The following is a 16,421-nucleotide window of genomic DNA, read 5'->3' as shown; positions in this document are numbered from 1 at the left end:
CGGATCTTCGCCGGTGGCGCGGCTGCGGGTGGATCAGCCGACCTTTCGGCCGGCCAGCGGTGCCGTGTCTTCGCCGGTACCTTCGCGCACACCTCGCAGGGAGGCGTTCAGCGCATCTTCCGCCGTACGCGTGGGCTGCCAGCCCAGTACGTCGCGGGCCCGTCCGGAGTCCAGTACGGGCAGCCGCAGCACCGCGTCGAACAGGTGCGGGGAGGCCGGTACGGCGTGGGCCCGCCAGGCGGCTGCGAGTGCCGTGCGGACAAGGGCCCTGGGGATCCGCACGATCCGGGCATCGAGCAGGTCCGCCAGCCTGGGGGCGTCGATGACCGGGTCTGCCGCCAGGTTGAAGGGGCCCCGTACATCGCGGAGTACGGCCAGCCGGTAGGCCTCCGCGGCGTCGTCGGTGTGGAGAACCTGGAATCGCAGCCCGTCCAGGTCGGGTACGAAGGGCAGCAGGTCGGGCCGCAGGAGTGGTCCGGGGGCGTAGCGGCCGGCGAAGATCCGCCGCTGCTCGGGGGCGGCGGTCTCCTTGAAGAGGAATCCGGGCCGCATGCGGACCACCCGGATCTGCGGGTGCCGCAGTTCGAAGGTGTCGAGGACGCGTTCCAGGTAGGCCTTCTCCCGGCAGTAGGCCGCGTCCGGCCAGCCGTCGGTGGGCCACTCCTCATCGACGCCCGGTTCGTCCTTGGGGCCCGGGGAGTAGGCGCCGACGGACGAGGCGTGCACCAAGGCGGGAACCCCGCTGTGTGCCACGGCCTCGAAGATCCGCCGGGAGCCCAGCACGTTGCTCTGCCAGGTCACCACCGGGTCGTGGGTGGGCTGAAAGCGCCAGGCCAGGTGGACGACGGCATCGGCGCCTCGCAGGAGACCGACGAGCCGGTCCTCACTGTCGGCCCGGGACAGGTCGACGGTGTCCCACTGCACCTTCGGGATCTGAAGCCCGGGCCGCCTGCGGGCCAGCCCCAGGACCGAGCCGATGTCCGGGTCGGCGGCGAGCGCGCGCACCACGCTCGTTCCCACGTTGCCGGTGGCTCCCGTGACCACGACTCGCTTGCCAGGACGAGGGCCGTTGTTCTTCATGCCGGGGTCTCCTTCCTTCGGGGCAGCGGACCGGTCTCCGTCGCCGGGTCAGGGGACGAGCAGGGTTTTGATCATGCCGTCGGCCTTCTTCTGGAACGTCTCGTAAGCCTTCGGCCCCTCTTCCAGTGGCAGGTGGTGGGTGGCGAAGGAGTCCACGCCCAGCGGGTCGTCGTCGGTGAGCAGGGGCAGCAGGTCATCCACCCATCGGTTGACGTTGGCCTGCCCCATGCGCAGCTGGAGCTGCTTGTCGAACATGGTGAGCATCGGCATCGGGTCAGTGCTGCCGCCATAGACGCCGGAAACGGAGATCGTGCCGCCCCGGCGCACCAGGTCGATCGCCGCGTGCAGCGCCGCGAGACGGTCAATGCCCGTCGTCTCCATCATGCGCTGCGCCACCGCGTCGGGGAGCAGGCCGACCGCCGTGTGCGCCGCCTTGGCCACCGGGGAGCCATGGGCCTCCATGCCCACGGCGTCGATCACCGCGTCCGTGCCGCGCCCGTCCGTGAGGTCACGGACGGCGTCCCCGAGGTCCTTGCCGTAACGGCGCAGGTCGAGGCAGGTCGCGCCGTACCTGCTCGCCCGGTCGAGGCGTTCGGGAACCAGGTCCACGCCGATGACGAGACCGGCGCCCCGATGGCGGGCGATGCGGGCGGCCATGGCGCCGATCGGCCCCAGGCCCAGGACCGTGACGCTGCCGCCGGGCGGGATGTCCGCGTACTCCACGGCCTGCCAGGCGGTGGGCAGCACGTCGGAGAGATACACGAACCGGTCATCCGACGGACCGTGCGGGACTTTGATCGGCAGGGTGTTGCCGAAGGGCACCCGCATGAACTCGGCCTGGCCGCCGGGCACCTGCCCGTAGAGCTTGGTGTAGCCGAACAGGGACGCGCCGGTGCCGCGCTCGCGCACCTGAGTGGTCTCGCACTGCGACTGCAGCCCCTGCCCGCACATGTAGCAGTGCCCGCAGGACACGTTGAAGGGGATAACGACCCGGTCCCCCGGAGCGACGGCGGTCACCTCACGGCCGACCTCCTCCACTACTCCCATGGGTTCGTGGCCCAGGATGTCGCCCGGGTCGATGTAGGGCCCGAGCACGTCGTAGAGGTGAAGGTCGGATCCACAGATCCCGGTGGACGTGATCTTGACGATGATGTCCGTAGGATCCAGGATTCTCGGGTCCGGGACCGTCTCCACCCGGACGTCCCGCTTTCCCTGATAGGTCAGTGCGCGCAAAGTGCGCTCCCTCCTCCGCCAGTCATTTGCGAACGAGTGCGCCGGGTTCCCATCCTGGCAATCGCGAAACACGCAGACCAGTCGCAGGCCGGAACACGAGCGGTCCCTTTGTCATGATGAAGCCATGAGAAACAGTGCTCATCGTGGTGCACATGATCAACACACAGATCAGGCGGCCGGGGTGTAGCGAACAATGGTGTCCTCGCATGCTCCCTCGGCGTACACCTTCAACGCTTCCAGCTCGCGGTCGTCCGCGGTGAGCTGCCAGCGGAGCTTGGTAGCCACCCACTCCCCCACATACCGGCACTGCGCCTCGGGGGAAGGGGGCATCCAGTCAGCCGGGTCCTGGTCCGCCTTCTGCCGGTTGGTGCGTGCGGTCACCGCGACCGGCGCCGGAACCCCAGACTTCGGCGAGCGGCACCATGTGGTCGATGTCCAGGGAGTTGGCGGAGGTCACCACGTGCCGCCGGTCAGCTTGCACCCGGCCTCCACCGTCGGCGCCACCACCGCCTCGGCCAGGAGCACTTCGTTACGTGTTATCTCTATCGCCCTCCAGTGCTTGAACTTGCTGCGGGTGTAGCCGGTGCGGTCCTCCTCGGTGACCTTCAACAGGCCGACCGCGTCGGCCAGCGTCGTCACCTCCGCCACGGGAGCAGCCGAAGCGGCTTGCGCGGCCGGGAGGAAAGAAGGGGAACAAGGGCAAGGGGGAGCGCGCCGAAGCCGCGCGCAAGGTTCTTGATCACCACGGCGTTCTACCGGCCGCACCCCACCCCCGGTGAGGCCCTGTGCCTGATGCTCACCCGCCCAGGGAGAAGAGGTTCAACGCAGAAACGCTCCGCCAGGACCGCCATCCCGACGCGGGACCCAGTAGCGGCGGCAGGTCCGCCACCGGCACCAGGGGTCCGAGCCGTAGCCCAGACCCGGGCCTGTCCCGCACGCCCATGCGGCGCGTTCTGCCCCAGACCCTGTCCCCGCGTACGAACACACCCACGGGCCTGTTTACCGGGGAAAGACCGGGGAACTCCGTCGGGCAGGTCGGGACGGCGACGCTCCCCCGGGGGGCGGCCCCGGCCCAGGGCCCCCCGGTGCAGACCCGTCGGCGGGGGGCCCGGCCCCCACCTCAGATCAGAGCTGCGGAAGGCCGCCCTGCTCACACACCAGCAAGGCGACCTCGCGGAGCTTGACGTTGTTGTCCTGCGAGTAGCGGCGCAGGGTGTTGAAGGCCTGGTTCTCGGAGATGTTGTGGCGGGCCATGAGAATGCCCATCGCCTGCCCGATCTGGTGGCGGGTGGCCAGGGCCTGTTCCATCTGGGCGTGGGTGCGGGCAGCGGACAGGGCGACCGCAGCGTGGGAGGCGAGGATCACTCCGGCCCGCTCGCTCTCCTGCGTGAAGGCTCCGGGCCGGCGGGAGTAGAAGTTCAGCGCGCCGAAGTCCTCGTCCTCGGTGTACAGCAGGAAGCCCATCATGCTGCCCACCCCCCACTTCCGGGCCTCGGCCACGAAGTCGGCCCACCGCGGCTCCGCCTCGGTGAAGTCCGCCATCCTCAACACCCGCTCCCCCGTCGAAGGGCGGGCAGCGTCGAAGCACGGACCCTGGCCCAGCTTGCACTGGAGCTGGTCCAGTTCCGCCACCCACGGCTCCGTCGGCGCCAGCGACACGGATTTTGCGCTCAGCACGAGGATCCCCGCCGCGTCGCACCCCGCCACCAGCTCGGCAGCCGACTCGGTGATGCGCCCCAGCGTGGCGTCCACCGAAGGCTGCTCCAGCAGATCATGCGCCATGTCGCCTATCTGCTCCGCGAACCCCTGCCAGTCCATGCCCTTCACTCCTCTGCTCCGGCACTTCTGACAAGGGATATCTTGCCCGGCAACAGATCCTCCTAGCACCTGGCCGGACAAGATCACACGCGTCACGGCCGGGTCAGCACCCTGCCCGGGCGACACACTGCACACGGCTGCGCCCCGCCGACCAGCTCGCGCGAGCGCGCTCCGCACTGACCGCCACCAGCGACCGGCCCCCGGCCACCCCGGTGGACCTCGGTGACTGGAACCCCGATACCGGCCTCCGCCAGGTCCCAGTCCGGCGTACAGGCACGGCCCGACCCGGCCCGACGGCAGACGGCACGGGCGCAGCCGTGGGCGTTGGGGGCTGCCGGGGCTGCGCCTACTGCTGCTGCTCGACCGCCGCGATCCGCGTACGGGATACGCGTCAGATAGTGGGCCGCCCAGGTCGCCAGTGAACTGGCCGAACCGTGCGCAGACTCAGTTGTCGAGTACGAGCCCGCCTCCTAACGGCTGCCGCTTCGGCGGTCAACCATCTCGCAGGCGGCCTCGCCCGTACGACCAGTTGCGTGGCCGACGTCATGAGCCGCGGGAGACGTGGGACATGCCGGGCGTGATCGGGGGCACCCCAGAGGGACATCCCCCACGAAGGAGAGCGTCGTGTCGCAGGTTGAAGAGTCCATCGAGGTCAGCGTCCCCGTCAGTGCCGCGTACAACCAGTGGACGCAGTTCGAGAGCTTCCCCCAGTTCATGGAGGGGGTCGAGCGGATCGAGCAGCGTACGCAGACCCTGACGCACTGGAAGACGAAGATCGCCGGTGTCGAGCGGGAGTTCGACGCGGAGATCACCGAGCAGATCCCCGACGAGCGGGTCGCCTGGACCAGCGTCGGCGGAGAGGCCAAGCAGGCCGGTGTCGTGACCTTCCACTACATCGACGACAGCACCACCAAGGTCATGCTGCAGCTCGACTACGCCCCCGAGGGCCTGGCCGAGACGGTCGGCGACAAGCTCGGCTTCGTCAGGCGCCAGGCCACCGGCGACCTGAAGCGCTTCAAGCAGTTCATCGAGTCCCGCGGCGCCGAGACCGGCGGCTGGCGCGGCACCGTCTGACCCATACCGTGCAGGCCTCCGCCCCGCACGGTCGTGTCACAGATGGGCGATGCGGCTGTGCGGGGCCCGGTGGGCCCGCCGGGTGGGCACCGCCCGCCGAGCAGGATGAGCCGGGCTGCCCGGTGACGTTGCCCGGCTTACGACGCCAGGAGCTGAAGCATCTGTTCGTCGGTGCCGCCGCGGGCACCGGTGAGGGCGTAGCCGATCTGTATCGGAAGGTGAAGATCACCCAGGGTCAGGGCGTCGGGCACCGAGAGTGCGTTGCAGCGTTTCGGCGGCGGTCCAGGGTCCGATGCCGGGAATGAGCTGGAGCCGGGCCATCGCCTCGGGGGCGAAGTTCGCGTGGCACGGCCGTGAGCGCCTGGGCCTGCTGCGCATCCGCGAAGGGGCGATCATGCTGCACTCCATGAAGTGGCCCGACGAGGTCCGCAACCCGGACGAGCTGGCCCCGCGCGAGGTCGAGGTCGGCGAGGAGGAGATCGAGCGGGCCCTGGAGCTGGCCGAGCGAATGACGATCGAGGACCTGTCCGGCTTCCACGACGAGTACCGCGAGGCCCTGGAGGACATCATCGCCGCGAAGGCGGACGGCAAGCCCCTCCCCGCCCCGGCGGAGGACGGGAGGCAGGACAAGGGCGAAGTCGTGGACCTGATGGCCGCTCTGAACGCGTCCGTCAAGGCCGCAAAGGAATCGCGCGGGGAGGATGACGAGGACGCCACCGTGCACGAGATGCGGCCGTCGAAGAAGACCCCCCGGAAGACACCGGCGAAGCAGACGGCCGCCCCGAAGAAGTCCACGGCGTCGAAGACAGCGAAGAAGACGGCCTCGAAGAAGCGCAGTGCCTCCTGACCCTCCTCCTCCTGCCGCGGGTGCCGTGCTGCCGAGGATCGAGCCGATGCTCGCAACACCCGGCCCGCTGCCGTCTGCGGCTGTGGAGGACCGGTGGGCGTTCGAGGTGAAGCAGGACGGCCAACGGGCCATGGTCTACCTGCCGGGCGACGGCACGGTCGTTCTGCGCGCTCGTTCGGGTACGGACATCACCGCCGCCTACCCCGAGCTCCTCCCCCTCGCCCACGCCCTCGGCACTCGAAGCGCCGTGCTGGACGGGGAGATCGTCGCGCTCGACGATCAGGGCCGCAGCGACTTCGAACGCCTCCAACAGCGGATGGGCCCCGCCGGCTCCCCCGCGAGGGCCGCGCGGATGGCGGACCGGGTGCCCGCGCACCTGATGCTCTTCGACCTCGTGCACCTCGACGGTCGACTCCTGACCGGGCTACCGTACGCGGAGCGGCGAGTGCTGCTGGAAGGTCTCGGACTGGCCGGGTCCACCTGGTCGGCACCCTCGGCGATCACTGGGCACGGCGCCGAGGCGTGGGAGATGGCGCGGGAGGCCGGGCTGGAGGGACTGATCGCGAAGCGGCTCACCTCCCGGTACGAACCCGGGGCACGCTCGAAGAGCTGGGTGAAGATCAAGATCCACCGTCTCGCCGATGTCGTGATCGGCGGGTGGGTTCCCGGACGGGGTCAGCTGACCGGCCTGCCCGGGGCCGTCCTGGTCGGCGAGCGGCACACCGGGCTGCTCGACTACGCGGGCAGCGTCGGCACCGGCTGGAGCCAGGCCGAACGCATCCGCCTGGCCGCCCTCCTCCAGACCGCGGCCATCGACACCTGCCCCTTCGCCCAGGTCCCACCGGTGGTCGGGGCCCGGTGGGTACTCCCCCAGCTCGTCGGCGAGGTCCGCTACACCTCCCGCACCCGCGCCGGACGCCTGCGTCACCCCTCCGTCACCCCTCCTGGTACCGGCTACGCCCCGACCTCACCCACCCCCGATGACCTGACCTGAGAGAGCGCCGGGGCGGGGCGGCGGTTCGGCCGTGTCGTGTACGCGGGCCGCCCGGTCTCTGGTGATCCAGAAGGCCCGTCAGTATTGCGTCACCAACCCGGCGTGACCAGGGAAGGGGCTGGCCCGCCCCGAGGAGTGATCGTCGCACGTGCCACCGGGTCGGTGTGAGGGAGCACGATCCGCGGAGCGGTACTCAGCCGGTCATGAGGTCTCGGTTGGTGGCCGTCGCGGGGTCCGGGAGGATGGTGAAGACCTGGTCCAGGCCGACGATGCCCAGGATGCGGAGGGTGTTGGCGGGGACGGCGGCCAGGGCGATGTCGCCGCATTGCTCGATGGCCAGGTTCCTGGCTGAGATCAGAGCGCTGATTCCGCTGGAGTCGCAGAAGTCCAGACCGGCCAGGTCAAGAACCAGCATTTGTCCCGGCGCCATGCTGAGGCTGTCCAGGGCCTTGCGTAGTTCGGGCGCGGTTTCGTAGTCGAGGTCGCCGATGATCTTCAGGACGGGACCGGTGGCGGCGAGGCGGGTGGTGATCGTCAGCGGGCTCATGTCAGGTTGTCACTCCCGGGGTGGCAAGTGGGGTGGGCCCGAGGGCGAGCAGCGCAGTGTCGTCGTGGAGTCCGTCGCCGAAGGAGGCGAGCAGCCCGGTCAGGGCGGTGATCAGGGCCTGCGGTCCTTGTGCGGGCTGGGTGGTGGTGAAGGTGCGCAGGGCTTCGTCGCCGTACAGCGTGCGGTCCGGTCCGGTTCGGGCCTCGGTCAGGCCGTCGGTGTACAGGAGCAGGGTGTCGCCCGGAAGCAGCCGGGCGCGAGCGGCGGTGAACGTCGCCTTGGGCAGGACGCCGATGAGCATGCCGCCCGGGGTGTGGAGGTAGTCGGAGCTGCCGTCGGCGCGCTGGATCAGCGCGGAGGGGTGCCCGCCGGAGGCCAGGTGTACCTCCACGTGGCCGTCGTGAGGTTCGACGACGCCGAATATGGCGGTGCAGTAGCGGCCCTCGCCACTGGTGTACCGGTCGTGCAGCACCGTGTTCAGGGTGGTGAGTGCGTTGACGGGGTCGGGGTCGTGGAGGGCTGCGGCGCGCAGGGTGTAGCGGGCCAGTGAGGTGACCGCGGCGGCCTGGGGGCCCTTTCCGCACACGTCGCCCAGGAAGAACGCCCACCGGTGGGCGTCCAGAGGGAAGAGGTCGTAGAAGTCTCCGCCCAGCAGATCAGGGGAGGCCGTGTGGTAGTAGGAGGCGGCTTCCATACCGGGAACCGCGGGCAGCTCGGCGGGCAGCAGGCTCTGCTGGAGAACGGCGAGTGCCTCCTGGAGCCGGACGCGGTCGGCCTCGGCCTGCCGGCGCGCCTCCTCGGCTGCTCGGCGGCCACGCAGCAGCTCGGCCTCGTACGCGCGGCGGTCGCGGGCGTCGAAGACGGTGGTGCGGATCAGCAGCGGGGCGCCGTCCTCGCTGGTCTTCACCTTCGAGGTGACCAGCACGGGCATCCGCTGCTTGCCGGTGGTCTTGATGTCCAGGGCGATGCCGCTGACTTCGCCCTTCATCTGAAGCAGCGGGGCGAAGTGCGTCTCGTGGTACAGCTTGCCGCCCACGGTGAGCAGGTCGGTGAACCGCATCCGCCCCACTACCCGGGACCGCTCCAGACCCAGCCACTCCAGCAGCGTGGCGTTGATCTTCGCGATGGTGCCGTCCATCAGCGTCGACAGGTACCCGCACGGGGCCTGCTCGTAGAGCTCCTCGGCGCTGTCCTCCAGCAGGGAGGTGAACATCGCGTCCGTGGCATCGACGTCCTTCTCCTCCTCCGGGTCTGGGGCCTGGTCGGTGCGGCACATCATCAGGCGGCTCCGACGAAGTCGACGATCGCCGCGGCAGTGGCCTGCGGTGCGCTCAGCTGCGGACAGTGCCCTGTCGCCTCCAGGGTGACCAGCCGGCTGGCGGGGATCGCATCGCGGATATAGGCGCCGACTTCACGGGGGGCAATGACGTCCTGCCGGCACTCCAGGATCAGCGTCGGCACGGCGACCGTCTTCAGGTCCTCGCGGCTGTCGGACAGGAACGTCGTGCGGGCGAAGATGCGCGCCATGTCAGGGTCGGTCGCGCAGAAGGCGGCGGTCAGTTCCTGGCCGAGTTCGGGCCGGTCATCGTTGCCCATGATGACCGGGGCCATCGCCGCCGACCAGCCCAGATAGTTCGACTCCAGCGACTCCAGCAGTTCGTCGATGTCCTCGGCGCTGAACCCGCCTCGGTACCCCTCGTCGTCGATGTAGCGGGGCGAAGGAGCGACCATCACCAGACGGGAAATACGCTCCGGGGTCTTCGCTGCGGCGAGCACTCCGACCATCGCGCTGACCGAGTGCCCCACGAACGTCACGTCCCGCAGGTCCAGCTCCTCGCAGACCTCCAGTACGTCCTGTGCGTAGCCCTCCAGAGAGCCGTACCGCCGCTCATCCCAAGCCGACGGATCCGCCTTGCCCGACCCCACGTAGTCGAAGAGCACCACCCGGTAGCTCTCAGCCAGCGCCGGTAGCACCAGACGCCACATGTTCTGGTCACAGCCGAACCCGTGCGCCAGCAGGAGCACCGGCCCATCCACACAGCCGGTCACGGTGACGTTGTTCCTACGGCGGATATCCATACCCGCCAGTCTTCCACCTCCTGACACCGCCAAGGCCCCAGGGCTGACGCCCTGGCCTCTCCCGCGCTCAGTCGCCACCTGGCGTGCCCGATCGCCCACCATCGCGCTCCGTCACATCGTCCCGCTGGCTGAAAATCGCGCGGGTACAGGGCGTGCAGGTCGGCGGTCATCTTGAAGCCCCGGCCGACCGGGCGGGTGTAGTCGTCGACGACCGCCTGCACGATCCGTTCGTCCAGGCCGGGCTGGTGCGGGCGACCGCGCAGGACGTAGGAGAGGTAGCGGCGTGCTTCGGCGAGCAGGTGGTGGCGCTTGAACGCACCATGCATCACCTACACCACGGCCAGGGTGTCGACGGCCGCCAGGACGACGTCGACCACCGGCCGCACCCGCGCCCGCTCCGCGAGCCGGTCGACAACGTCGGCGCCGAACGCGGCAATGGCCGACTCCCGCCACCCCTCGCGCAGCTCGGACAGCGACCGCGGCTCCTTGCGCTTGGGCGGGCACGTCCGGTCGGCGGCCCGGCAGGCCAGCCCGTACGCGGCCCGCTCCCCCGGCTCATGCCCGTGCTCCTCCACGTACTCGGCAGTGAGAACGAACAGCGCTTCCTCGATCTGCTGACGGCGCGTCGACTGCCAGCCGATGAGCCGCTGGTCGATGCCCGCGATCTCCATGACGGGACGGCGGCTGGGTGTCACCTCGCGCGGCTCCCACGCCCACCCGAGCCGGGCGGACACCTCCTCCATGAAGTAGAGGAGGTACAGGGTGCCGGCCACAACGATGTGGGCGAGCAGCGTGTCCGCCGACACGTTGCCCCACGTCCCTGCCCCGTCCGGCCGCCGGGCGCGGATCGACACCACGGCGTGATCGTGGAGCAGCGGCTTCGACTCGGCAGCTCGGGACTCGTAGTGCCGGAACACCGCGACGATCAGCCCGCCCTTCACCGGGCGCGGTGCTTGCCGCCGCTGCCCCAGCGGATTTGCGCGACCGACTCCCCCAGCCACTTCAGCGTCTTGTCCACGGCGGTGTCCTGGCACGACTCCAGCACCAGGCGCCACTGGTCATCCATCAGCGCCCACGCGATGTGTGCCGTCGGCGGCGGCCGGAACGTGAGGTCCATGCCCAGCCAGGGGGTGCGCTCCTTGGCCTTCTCGGTCTTCGGGGAGCGGTTGTGCTCGATGGGCCTGCCCAGCACGGTCGCCCGCCGGGCCTTCGCCGGATCGTCGCCCGCCTCCAGGCGCTCGCGCTCGATCCAGTCGGCGTCCGGGTGCCGGCCTTCCCCCAGGAGCAGTTCGGCCTGCCGCTCGGTCACCACGTCCCCGGCCGTGAGGCCGACCGCGGCCAGGCCCTGGCCCCTCCAGACCCCGGGCGGGACACCGGCCTGGTCCTGGGCGGCACGCAGCGACGTGCCCGCGGGGCGGTGGCCATCGCCGACCATCACGCCACGGAAGTAGTACCGCCACCCGTCACCGGGGCGGACCTCCGATTTGCTGATCACCGGGCCATGGAACACCAGCTTCGACCTGCACAAAAGCGCGATCCGGGGCCCGCCGGGCGGGAGGCCATCGCCAAGTCTTTACCGTGGCGCCCGCCAGGCGGGCCGTCACACCAGCCCGAGACGGTAAGCCGCCGACGTGTACACAGTGCGCCGCATGACCAACGAACTGCTCCACGGAGACCTCTGCCCGCTGTGCCGTCGCCCGCTCACGCGCCGCCCAAGGGTCGTCGTCCGCTCGGCTGGCGTGCCGTACCCCACACGGACCGACTACCTGTCCCACTGCACCCGCTGCACCAAGGACCCGGTCATCGAGCAGAAGTGGAACGACCTGATGAACGGCCGCGACGGGAGCTGACGGCGGCCGTGCGAATGCTGCGCACCGACAGCACCCCCCACTACGACATCCGCCTCCAGCCGACTCCCACGCCATCCGACGCGCCCCAGCGCATCACTCCCCGGACCGTCCACCACCGCTGAGCACACCACGTCACCGACGCCCTTCAACACGAACAGCCACCACCGCCCCCGGCCGACCGGCCGGGGACTTCGTGCGTCCTGGAGGTTCACCGTGCCTACGTACGAGACCCTGCCGCGCTTCGCTGCCGACCTGGACCGCCTCACCCCGGAACAGCGCCGCAAGTTCCGCCAGACCGTGGCGGCCTTCGTCGAGGATCTGCGCGCCGGAGGACGCTTCCGCGCTGGCCTCCGCGAAGCGCGCGAGTTCGCAGAATCATGGAGGGCGTATGTGGCGAACCCGCACGCCGGTGCCAGTTTGAGGCAGCGGGGCGGACGGGTTCGTCCGATAGCCGACCGCAGAGGTATCCAGGACCTGTCACAGCAACGGCTCACGCGGCCGCGCGGCACCCGTGGCCTTCGTCCTTGTGTCTGTAGCGCCGCTACAGCGATGCCCCGGAGTGGTGCCGTGCCCTTTCCATTTCGTTGCTCGTTGGGTCATTCGGTCACAGTCGGTCCAGGGTCAACAGGTGGAGAGACGGGCGTGGAGGTCAAGAATGTGCACCATGCCTACCGGCGGCGTCCGGTCTTGCGGGGTGTTGATCTGCGGCTTCGGGGCGGAACGCTGTGCGGGATCGTCGGGGAGAACGGTGCCGGCAAATCCACGCTACTGAAGATCCTTTCTGGTGAGTTGCGGCCCACACGCGGTTCCGTCCGGCATGGTGGCCGGTTCGGTTACTGCCCGCAGCATGTGGTGCTCAATGACGCGCTGACCGTCCGGCAGCACCTGACGTTCTTCCAGACCGCCTACCGCCTGGCCGATGCGCGGTATGCCGAGGAGATCATGGAGATCCTGGGCTTCACCGGATACGCCGATGAGCGGGTAGGGGTGCTCAGCGGCGGCACGCGGCAGAAGCTGAACGTGACGCTGGCGCTCATGCACGATCCCCAAGTGCTTCTTCTGGACGAGCCGTATCAGGGCTTCGACTGGGACACCTACCAGCGGTTCTGGGACCTGGCCGGGCGGCTGCGGGGCGCGGGGCGTTCGGTCCTGGTCGTCTCCCACCTGGCGTACGACACCGAGCGTCTGGACGAGCTGTGGCGCCTGGACAACGGGGTCCTTCGGCAGGATGCGGCGGTCGCCGCGTGAGGTTCCACCTGACTCGCTTCGCCGTGGCCACCCGGTTCACGCTCGTCGAGCACGGCCGCAACCGGTTCGCCCTGGTCCTGGTCGCCTTGTTCGTGCCGCTGTGGACCTTCCTGGCGTTCACGGTGCTTCCCGAGACCCCGGCCCCGATGCGTCTGGACGCCACCGGAGAGGCGCTCTCCCCGCCCGGCAACGAGGTGACCGCGATCAGCGGGGCGTTGAACGCCGTCACGCTGATCACCGGTTTCATGATGTTCGCCGCCACGTACTCCGGCAGTCGCTTCGACCGCCGTCTGGCCATGGCCGGTTACCCCCGCGCTCACCTCGTCCTGGCGAAGGTCACCGCGCTGGCTCTGGTCTCGGCGGTGGTCGCCGCCTACGCCACCGCTATTGCCTGCCTGACCTGGACACCGCGCCAGCCTCTCCTGCTCGCCGCCGCATTGTTCTGCGCCGCACTCACCTACGGCGCGCTCGGTGTCGGCTTCGGCTCCGTGCTGCGCCGCGAGGTCGAGGGCATGTTCGCGATCGTCATGACCAGCATCATCGACCTCGTGCTGCAGAACCCGATCATGAGCTCCGGAGCCGACAACCCGCTCCTGCGCTACCTGCCCTCCTACGGGGCCATGCAGGCCGGCACGGCGGCCGGATTCTCCACCAGCCCGGTACCGGGCTGTCTGGCCATCCAGCTCACCTGGTTCACGGGGGCCGCCCTCATCGCCCTGGTGGGCTTTCGCCGCGGCACCGGCACCGCCCTGCCCACAACAGCCCAGATCCTCCCCGGTCCTGGGCCAGGAAGCGGCAAGGCCGTCCTCCCCGCGCCGGGTCGGGCTCTCGCCCCGTCGGCCGCAGCATCCGACACGGAAGCACACTGAGGTTGTCGATCCCGATATGCGCGCGAAACCGCAGCTCGCCGCTGCAGCCCTGGACGTGTCTACACATGCGCCGTGCGGGCGAACCACCGCCCGGTCTCTCACTGGTGAAGACCCCCGCTTGCGGGCGGCGTACCGGCAGTGCCACCGCATCACACAACTGCACGATCCGGGGGCTTACGCCCTCATCCAGCTGATGCCAACGGCACTGCGGCCGGCCTGCTGGGCGTTGTGGGCGGCAGCGAGTGTCCTGGATGACCTGGCCGACCAGCGGGATGTGGCTCCGGCCGATCGAGCGGCCCGCGTCGAGGCGTGGACACAAGCCCTGCAGCACGACCTGGCGATGGGCACGAGCGCGGACCCGGTCCGGCACGCCCTGGTGGACACCGCCCTGCGATGGGGTCTGGACCTTTCCAGCCTACAAGGAGCCATGACCACCACACACGACGACATCGGCAGCCGGCACTTCGCCGACTGGACCCAGTGGCGGGCCTGGTGCAGCGAGGAAATCGTGCCCTGGGTCGACCAAGTACGGCACCTGTTCGAACAGGCCGGCGCGCCGATGACGCTACGGCTGGACCGCCGGAAGGACTACGAGCAGTTCGTCGACGGCACCCAGCTCACCGACATCCTCACCGACCTGAGCGAGGACCTCCTCCAGGAGGATCTGCTCCTGCCGCAGGAGGCCCTGGACGCGTTCCCCGGCGCCGAGGAAGACCTACGGCGGGGGCGCTGGAGCCCAGCCACTGCGGCGTTGATCGCAGAACTGACGGCCCTGGCCCGTCATTGGGTGACCCGGCCCGCGATGACGAAGGGCATGCACCCGGGCGCTGTCAACGTGCTCGACACGGCCGCCTGCCTGCTGCGCGCCCAGCTCGACGCCGTCAACGCGGCCGGCTCTACCCTGCTGAGACGAACCCCGCGCGTGTCCGTCGTGACCCGCACCCGCATCTTCGCCCCCGCCCGCCTCCGCGCGGCCATGGCCTGGAGCCTGACTCCCCTCACCGTGCCGGGGCCCCGGCGCCCCGCAGCGGCCGCGCACGTTCCGCGCCCGGCAACCGACATGGCAGCCCTTCGGCCCCCGCCACCGTACCCAGGCGGCGCCCGGCCCCCGCAGATCCCCGCCGACCAGATGCCCGCCCATGTGGCGGTCATCATGGACGGCAACGGCCGCTGGGCCCAGCAGCGCGGCCTGCCCCGCCCCGAAGGCCATCACGCCGGCACCGCCGCCGTCCACGAGATCGTCTGCGGCGCACTCGACATCGGCCTGCGCCACCTGACCGTCTACGCGTTCTCCACAGAGAACTGGAAACGCGACACCGATGAGATCACCACCATCCTGGAAGCTATCCGGCGCGACCTCGACGAAGGCCCCCTACGTGACCTCGACGTACGCCAGCGCTGGCTGGGACACCCCGACAAACTCCCCGCGGAACTCGTCCAAGCACTCCAGCGCGCGGAGCGCCGCACCCGCAACCGCACCGGCCTGACCCTGACCATGTGCATCAACTACGGCGGCCGCGACGAGATCACCCGCACCGCCGCAGCCCTCGCCCAAGCAGCCCGAGCAGGCGAGATCGACCCCCGTCTCATCGGCGAGGACGACTTCGCCCGCCACCTGCCCCACCCCGACATGCCCGACGTCGACCTGCTGTGGCGCACCGGCAAGGAACAGCGCACCTCCAACTTCCTGCCCTGGCACGCCACCTACGCGGAACTGCACTTCACCCCCGGCTACTGGCCCGACGTCGACCGGCGTGACCTGTGGCAGGCCATCACCGAGTACAGCAGACGCCAACGCCGCCACGGCGCCGCCCCCCTCCCCCCTGCCGGGGACGATGCCTTTGCTTCGCCCTCCAGGTGAACCCGCGGACCGGCTGCGAGAAAAGCGTCCGCACCGACTGAGGCTCCGGACGGGCCGGACGCCCTGCGCCCCGCTGATCTGCCAGGCGGCCGTCCAGCACCTCGCCCGATATTCCGCATGATCAGCTGGTCAGCTACTCAAGGGCGAGGAGTAGCCGTGCCGCGGTGCCGGGAGGCACGGCCGCTGGCCGAGCACTACGGCGACCTGGTTCGCGTCGCCCTGATGGAAGCCAGGCCCGCCGGCCTGCACACCTACCAGCTCATCGCCGCAACCCGCCTCACCCGTTCGCAGGTCGGCCGTGGGCTCCGGCACGTCCGGGACCTCGTGGCCGCGGAGAACCTGACCCCGATCACCTGGACGCGTCGGGACGGCTACATGTTCTCCGACGACCCTGCCGACTGGATCGAGTACGACAAGCGGCAGTTCCGGCAGATACTCGGACGGCTGACCCGGGTGATCACGGGCACGCTCGACCCGCACCTGGCCCGCTACCCCGACAATGAATGGGCCCAGCTCGCCACCGCCCAGCTCACCGGAGTCCGCGCCGCCCTCGCCCAGCTCGCCATATAGCCCCCGTCCACCGCCGGTCACCGCGTCTGCCGAGCCCGCCATGCCCGCTGCCTCCCGTCGCCGCCGCTACCCGTCCGCCACAACCGTTGCCGAGTGGGCACTCCTGGAACCTCTCCTGCCGGTCCCGGCCTGCCAGACCAAGACCGGCGGGCATCCGGAGAAGTGGCCACGGCGGGAGATCGTCGACGGCATCCGCTACATCGTCGACAACGGCGCGAAATAGAGGGCGCTGCCTGCGAATTGTGGGTCAGCCGTGGTAGGTGATGTAGCCGTTGCCGTCGCGGTCGTTGGCCTTCTTGGTGTACGAGTGGACGTCCGCGCGGGCGCCGGAGGGCTTGTACAGGTAGATGG

The 16,421-nt window shown here is 69.9% G+C and carries 13 protein-coding genes and 6 pseudogenes; 9 read left to right on the top strand and 10 right to left on the bottom strand.

The genetic code is table 11. The annotated features are described in order from the left end of the window. Positions 1-33: 33 nt before the first annotated feature. The 4 genes and pseudogenes from IE134_RS32685 to IE134_RS32670 all read right to left on the bottom strand — a co-directional run bounded on the left by IE134_RS32685 (position 34) and on the right by IE134_RS32670 (position 4,131). A complete protein-coding gene (locus tag IE134_RS32685; protein ID WP_189432591.1) occupies positions 34-1,080 on the bottom strand; it encodes an NAD-dependent epimerase/dehydratase family protein in 1,047 nt (348 codons plus the stop codon). Between the two features lie 48 nt (positions 1,081-1,128). Next, positions 1,129-2,313, bottom strand: coding sequence for an alcohol dehydrogenase catalytic domain-containing protein (locus IE134_RS32680; RefSeq protein WP_189432589.1), 1,185 nt, complete (start codon positions 2,311-2,313; stop codon positions 1,129-1,131). 168 nt (positions 2,314-2,481) lie between these two features. Then, a pseudogene (locus tag IE134_RS32675) lies at positions 2,482-3,056 on the bottom strand (HNH endonuclease). Between the two features lie 382 nt (positions 3,057-3,438). Then, the gene (locus IE134_RS32670; RefSeq protein WP_189432587.1) at positions 3,439-4,131 is read right to left on the bottom strand and encodes a GAF and ANTAR domain-containing protein; all 693 of its coding nucleotides are present in this window, start codon (positions 4,129-4,131) and stop codon (positions 3,439-3,441) included. A gap of 624 nt (positions 4,132-4,755) precedes the next feature. On the opposite strand from IE134_RS32670, the gene IE134_RS32665 reads away from it, so the two are divergent. Next, entirely contained in the window at positions 4,756-5,205 is a 450-nt protein-coding gene (locus IE134_RS32665) for an SRPBCC family protein (RefSeq protein WP_189432585.1), read from the top strand. Between the two features lie 36 nt (positions 5,206-5,241). Here the strand turns inward: IE134_RS32665 and IE134_RS34710 are convergent. Beyond that, a pseudogene (locus IE134_RS34710) lies at positions 5,242-5,532 on the bottom strand (DNA-3-methyladenine glycosylase 2 family protein); the annotation flags it as partial. A 4-nt stretch (positions 5,533-5,536) separates the two neighbouring features. Between IE134_RS34710 and IE134_RS32660 the strand changes: the two are divergent. Next, positions 5,537-6,052, top strand: a pseudogene (locus IE134_RS32660) (non-homologous end joining protein Ku); the annotation flags it as partial. A gap of 46 nt (positions 6,053-6,098) precedes the next feature. Beyond that, positions 6,099-7,036 (top strand): annotated as a pseudogene (locus IE134_RS32655) (ATP-dependent DNA ligase). Positions 7,037-7,239: 203 nt separating this feature from the next. Here the strand turns inward: IE134_RS32655 and IE134_RS32650 are convergent. The 4 genes and pseudogenes from IE134_RS32650 to mobF form a co-directional block, all read right to left on the bottom strand. Next, on the bottom strand, positions 7,240-7,593 hold the full coding sequence (locus IE134_RS32650) for an STAS domain-containing protein (protein ID WP_189432581.1): 354 nt from the start codon (positions 7,591-7,593) through the stop codon (positions 7,240-7,242). Position 7,594: 1 nt separating this feature from the next. Continuing rightward, positions 7,595-8,869, bottom strand: a complete 1,275-nt coding sequence (locus IE134_RS32645; RefSeq protein ID WP_189432646.1) for a PP2C family protein-serine/threonine phosphatase — start codon at positions 8,867-8,869, stop codon at positions 7,595-7,597. Between the two features lie 2 nt (positions 8,870-8,871). Beyond that, positions 8,872-9,672: an alpha/beta fold hydrolase gene (locus IE134_RS32640; RefSeq protein WP_189432579.1), complete on the bottom strand. Its 801-nt coding sequence runs from the start codon at positions 9,670-9,672 to the stop codon at positions 8,872-8,874. Positions 9,673-9,806: 134 nt separating this feature from the next. After that, positions 9,807-11,107, bottom strand: a pseudogene (gene mobF / locus IE134_RS32635) (MobF family relaxase); the annotation flags it as partial. A 214-nt stretch (positions 11,108-11,321) separates the two neighbouring features. Between mobF and IE134_RS32630 the strand changes: the two are divergent. The 6 genes from IE134_RS32630 to IE134_RS32605 all read left to right on the top strand — a co-directional run bounded on the left by IE134_RS32630 (position 11,322) and on the right by IE134_RS32605 (position 16,293). Further along, positions 11,322-11,522, top strand: a complete 201-nt coding sequence (locus IE134_RS32630; RefSeq protein WP_189432577.1) for a hypothetical protein — start codon at positions 11,322-11,324, stop codon at positions 11,520-11,522. A 642-nt stretch (positions 11,523-12,164) separates the two neighbouring features. Next, positions 12,165-12,770, top strand: a complete 606-nt coding sequence (locus IE134_RS32625; protein ID WP_189432575.1) for an ABC transporter ATP-binding protein — start codon at positions 12,165-12,167, stop codon at positions 12,768-12,770. Continuing rightward, positions 12,767-13,639: an ABC transporter permease gene (locus IE134_RS32620; RefSeq protein WP_189432573.1), complete on the top strand. Its 873-nt coding sequence runs from the start codon at positions 12,767-12,769 to the stop codon at positions 13,637-13,639. Before IE134_RS32625 ends, IE134_RS32620 begins: the two co-directional genes overlap by 4 nt. A gap of 193 nt (positions 13,640-13,832) precedes the next feature. Next, a complete protein-coding gene (uppS, locus tag IE134_RS32615) occupies positions 13,833-15,500 on the top strand; it encodes a polyprenyl diphosphate synthase (protein WP_229823810.1) in 1,668 nt (555 codons plus the stop codon). 156 nt (positions 15,501-15,656) lie between these two features. Beyond that, entirely contained in the window at positions 15,657-16,070 is a 414-nt protein-coding gene (locus tag IE134_RS34330; RefSeq protein ID WP_229823808.1) for a hypothetical protein, read from the top strand. Between the two features lie 40 nt (positions 16,071-16,110). Next, complete coding sequence (locus tag IE134_RS32605) at positions 16,111-16,293, top strand: transposase (RefSeq protein WP_373301893.1); 183 nt, start codon at positions 16,111-16,113, stop codon at positions 16,291-16,293. A 24-nt stretch (positions 16,294-16,317) separates the two neighbouring features. Here IE134_RS32605 and IE134_RS32600 read toward each other — a convergent pair. Further along, a pseudogene (locus tag IE134_RS32600) lies at positions 16,318-16,421 on the bottom strand (lamin tail domain-containing protein); the annotation flags it as partial.

It is taken from the genome of Streptomyces rubiginosohelvolus, from assembly GCF_014649875.1.
Lineage (GTDB): Bacteria > Actinomycetota > Actinomycetes > Streptomycetales > Streptomycetaceae > Streptomyces > Streptomyces rubiginosohelvolus.
The sequence above is the reverse complement of the archived record's forward strand: the minus strand, read 5'-3'. Positions and strand labels throughout refer to the sequence as shown.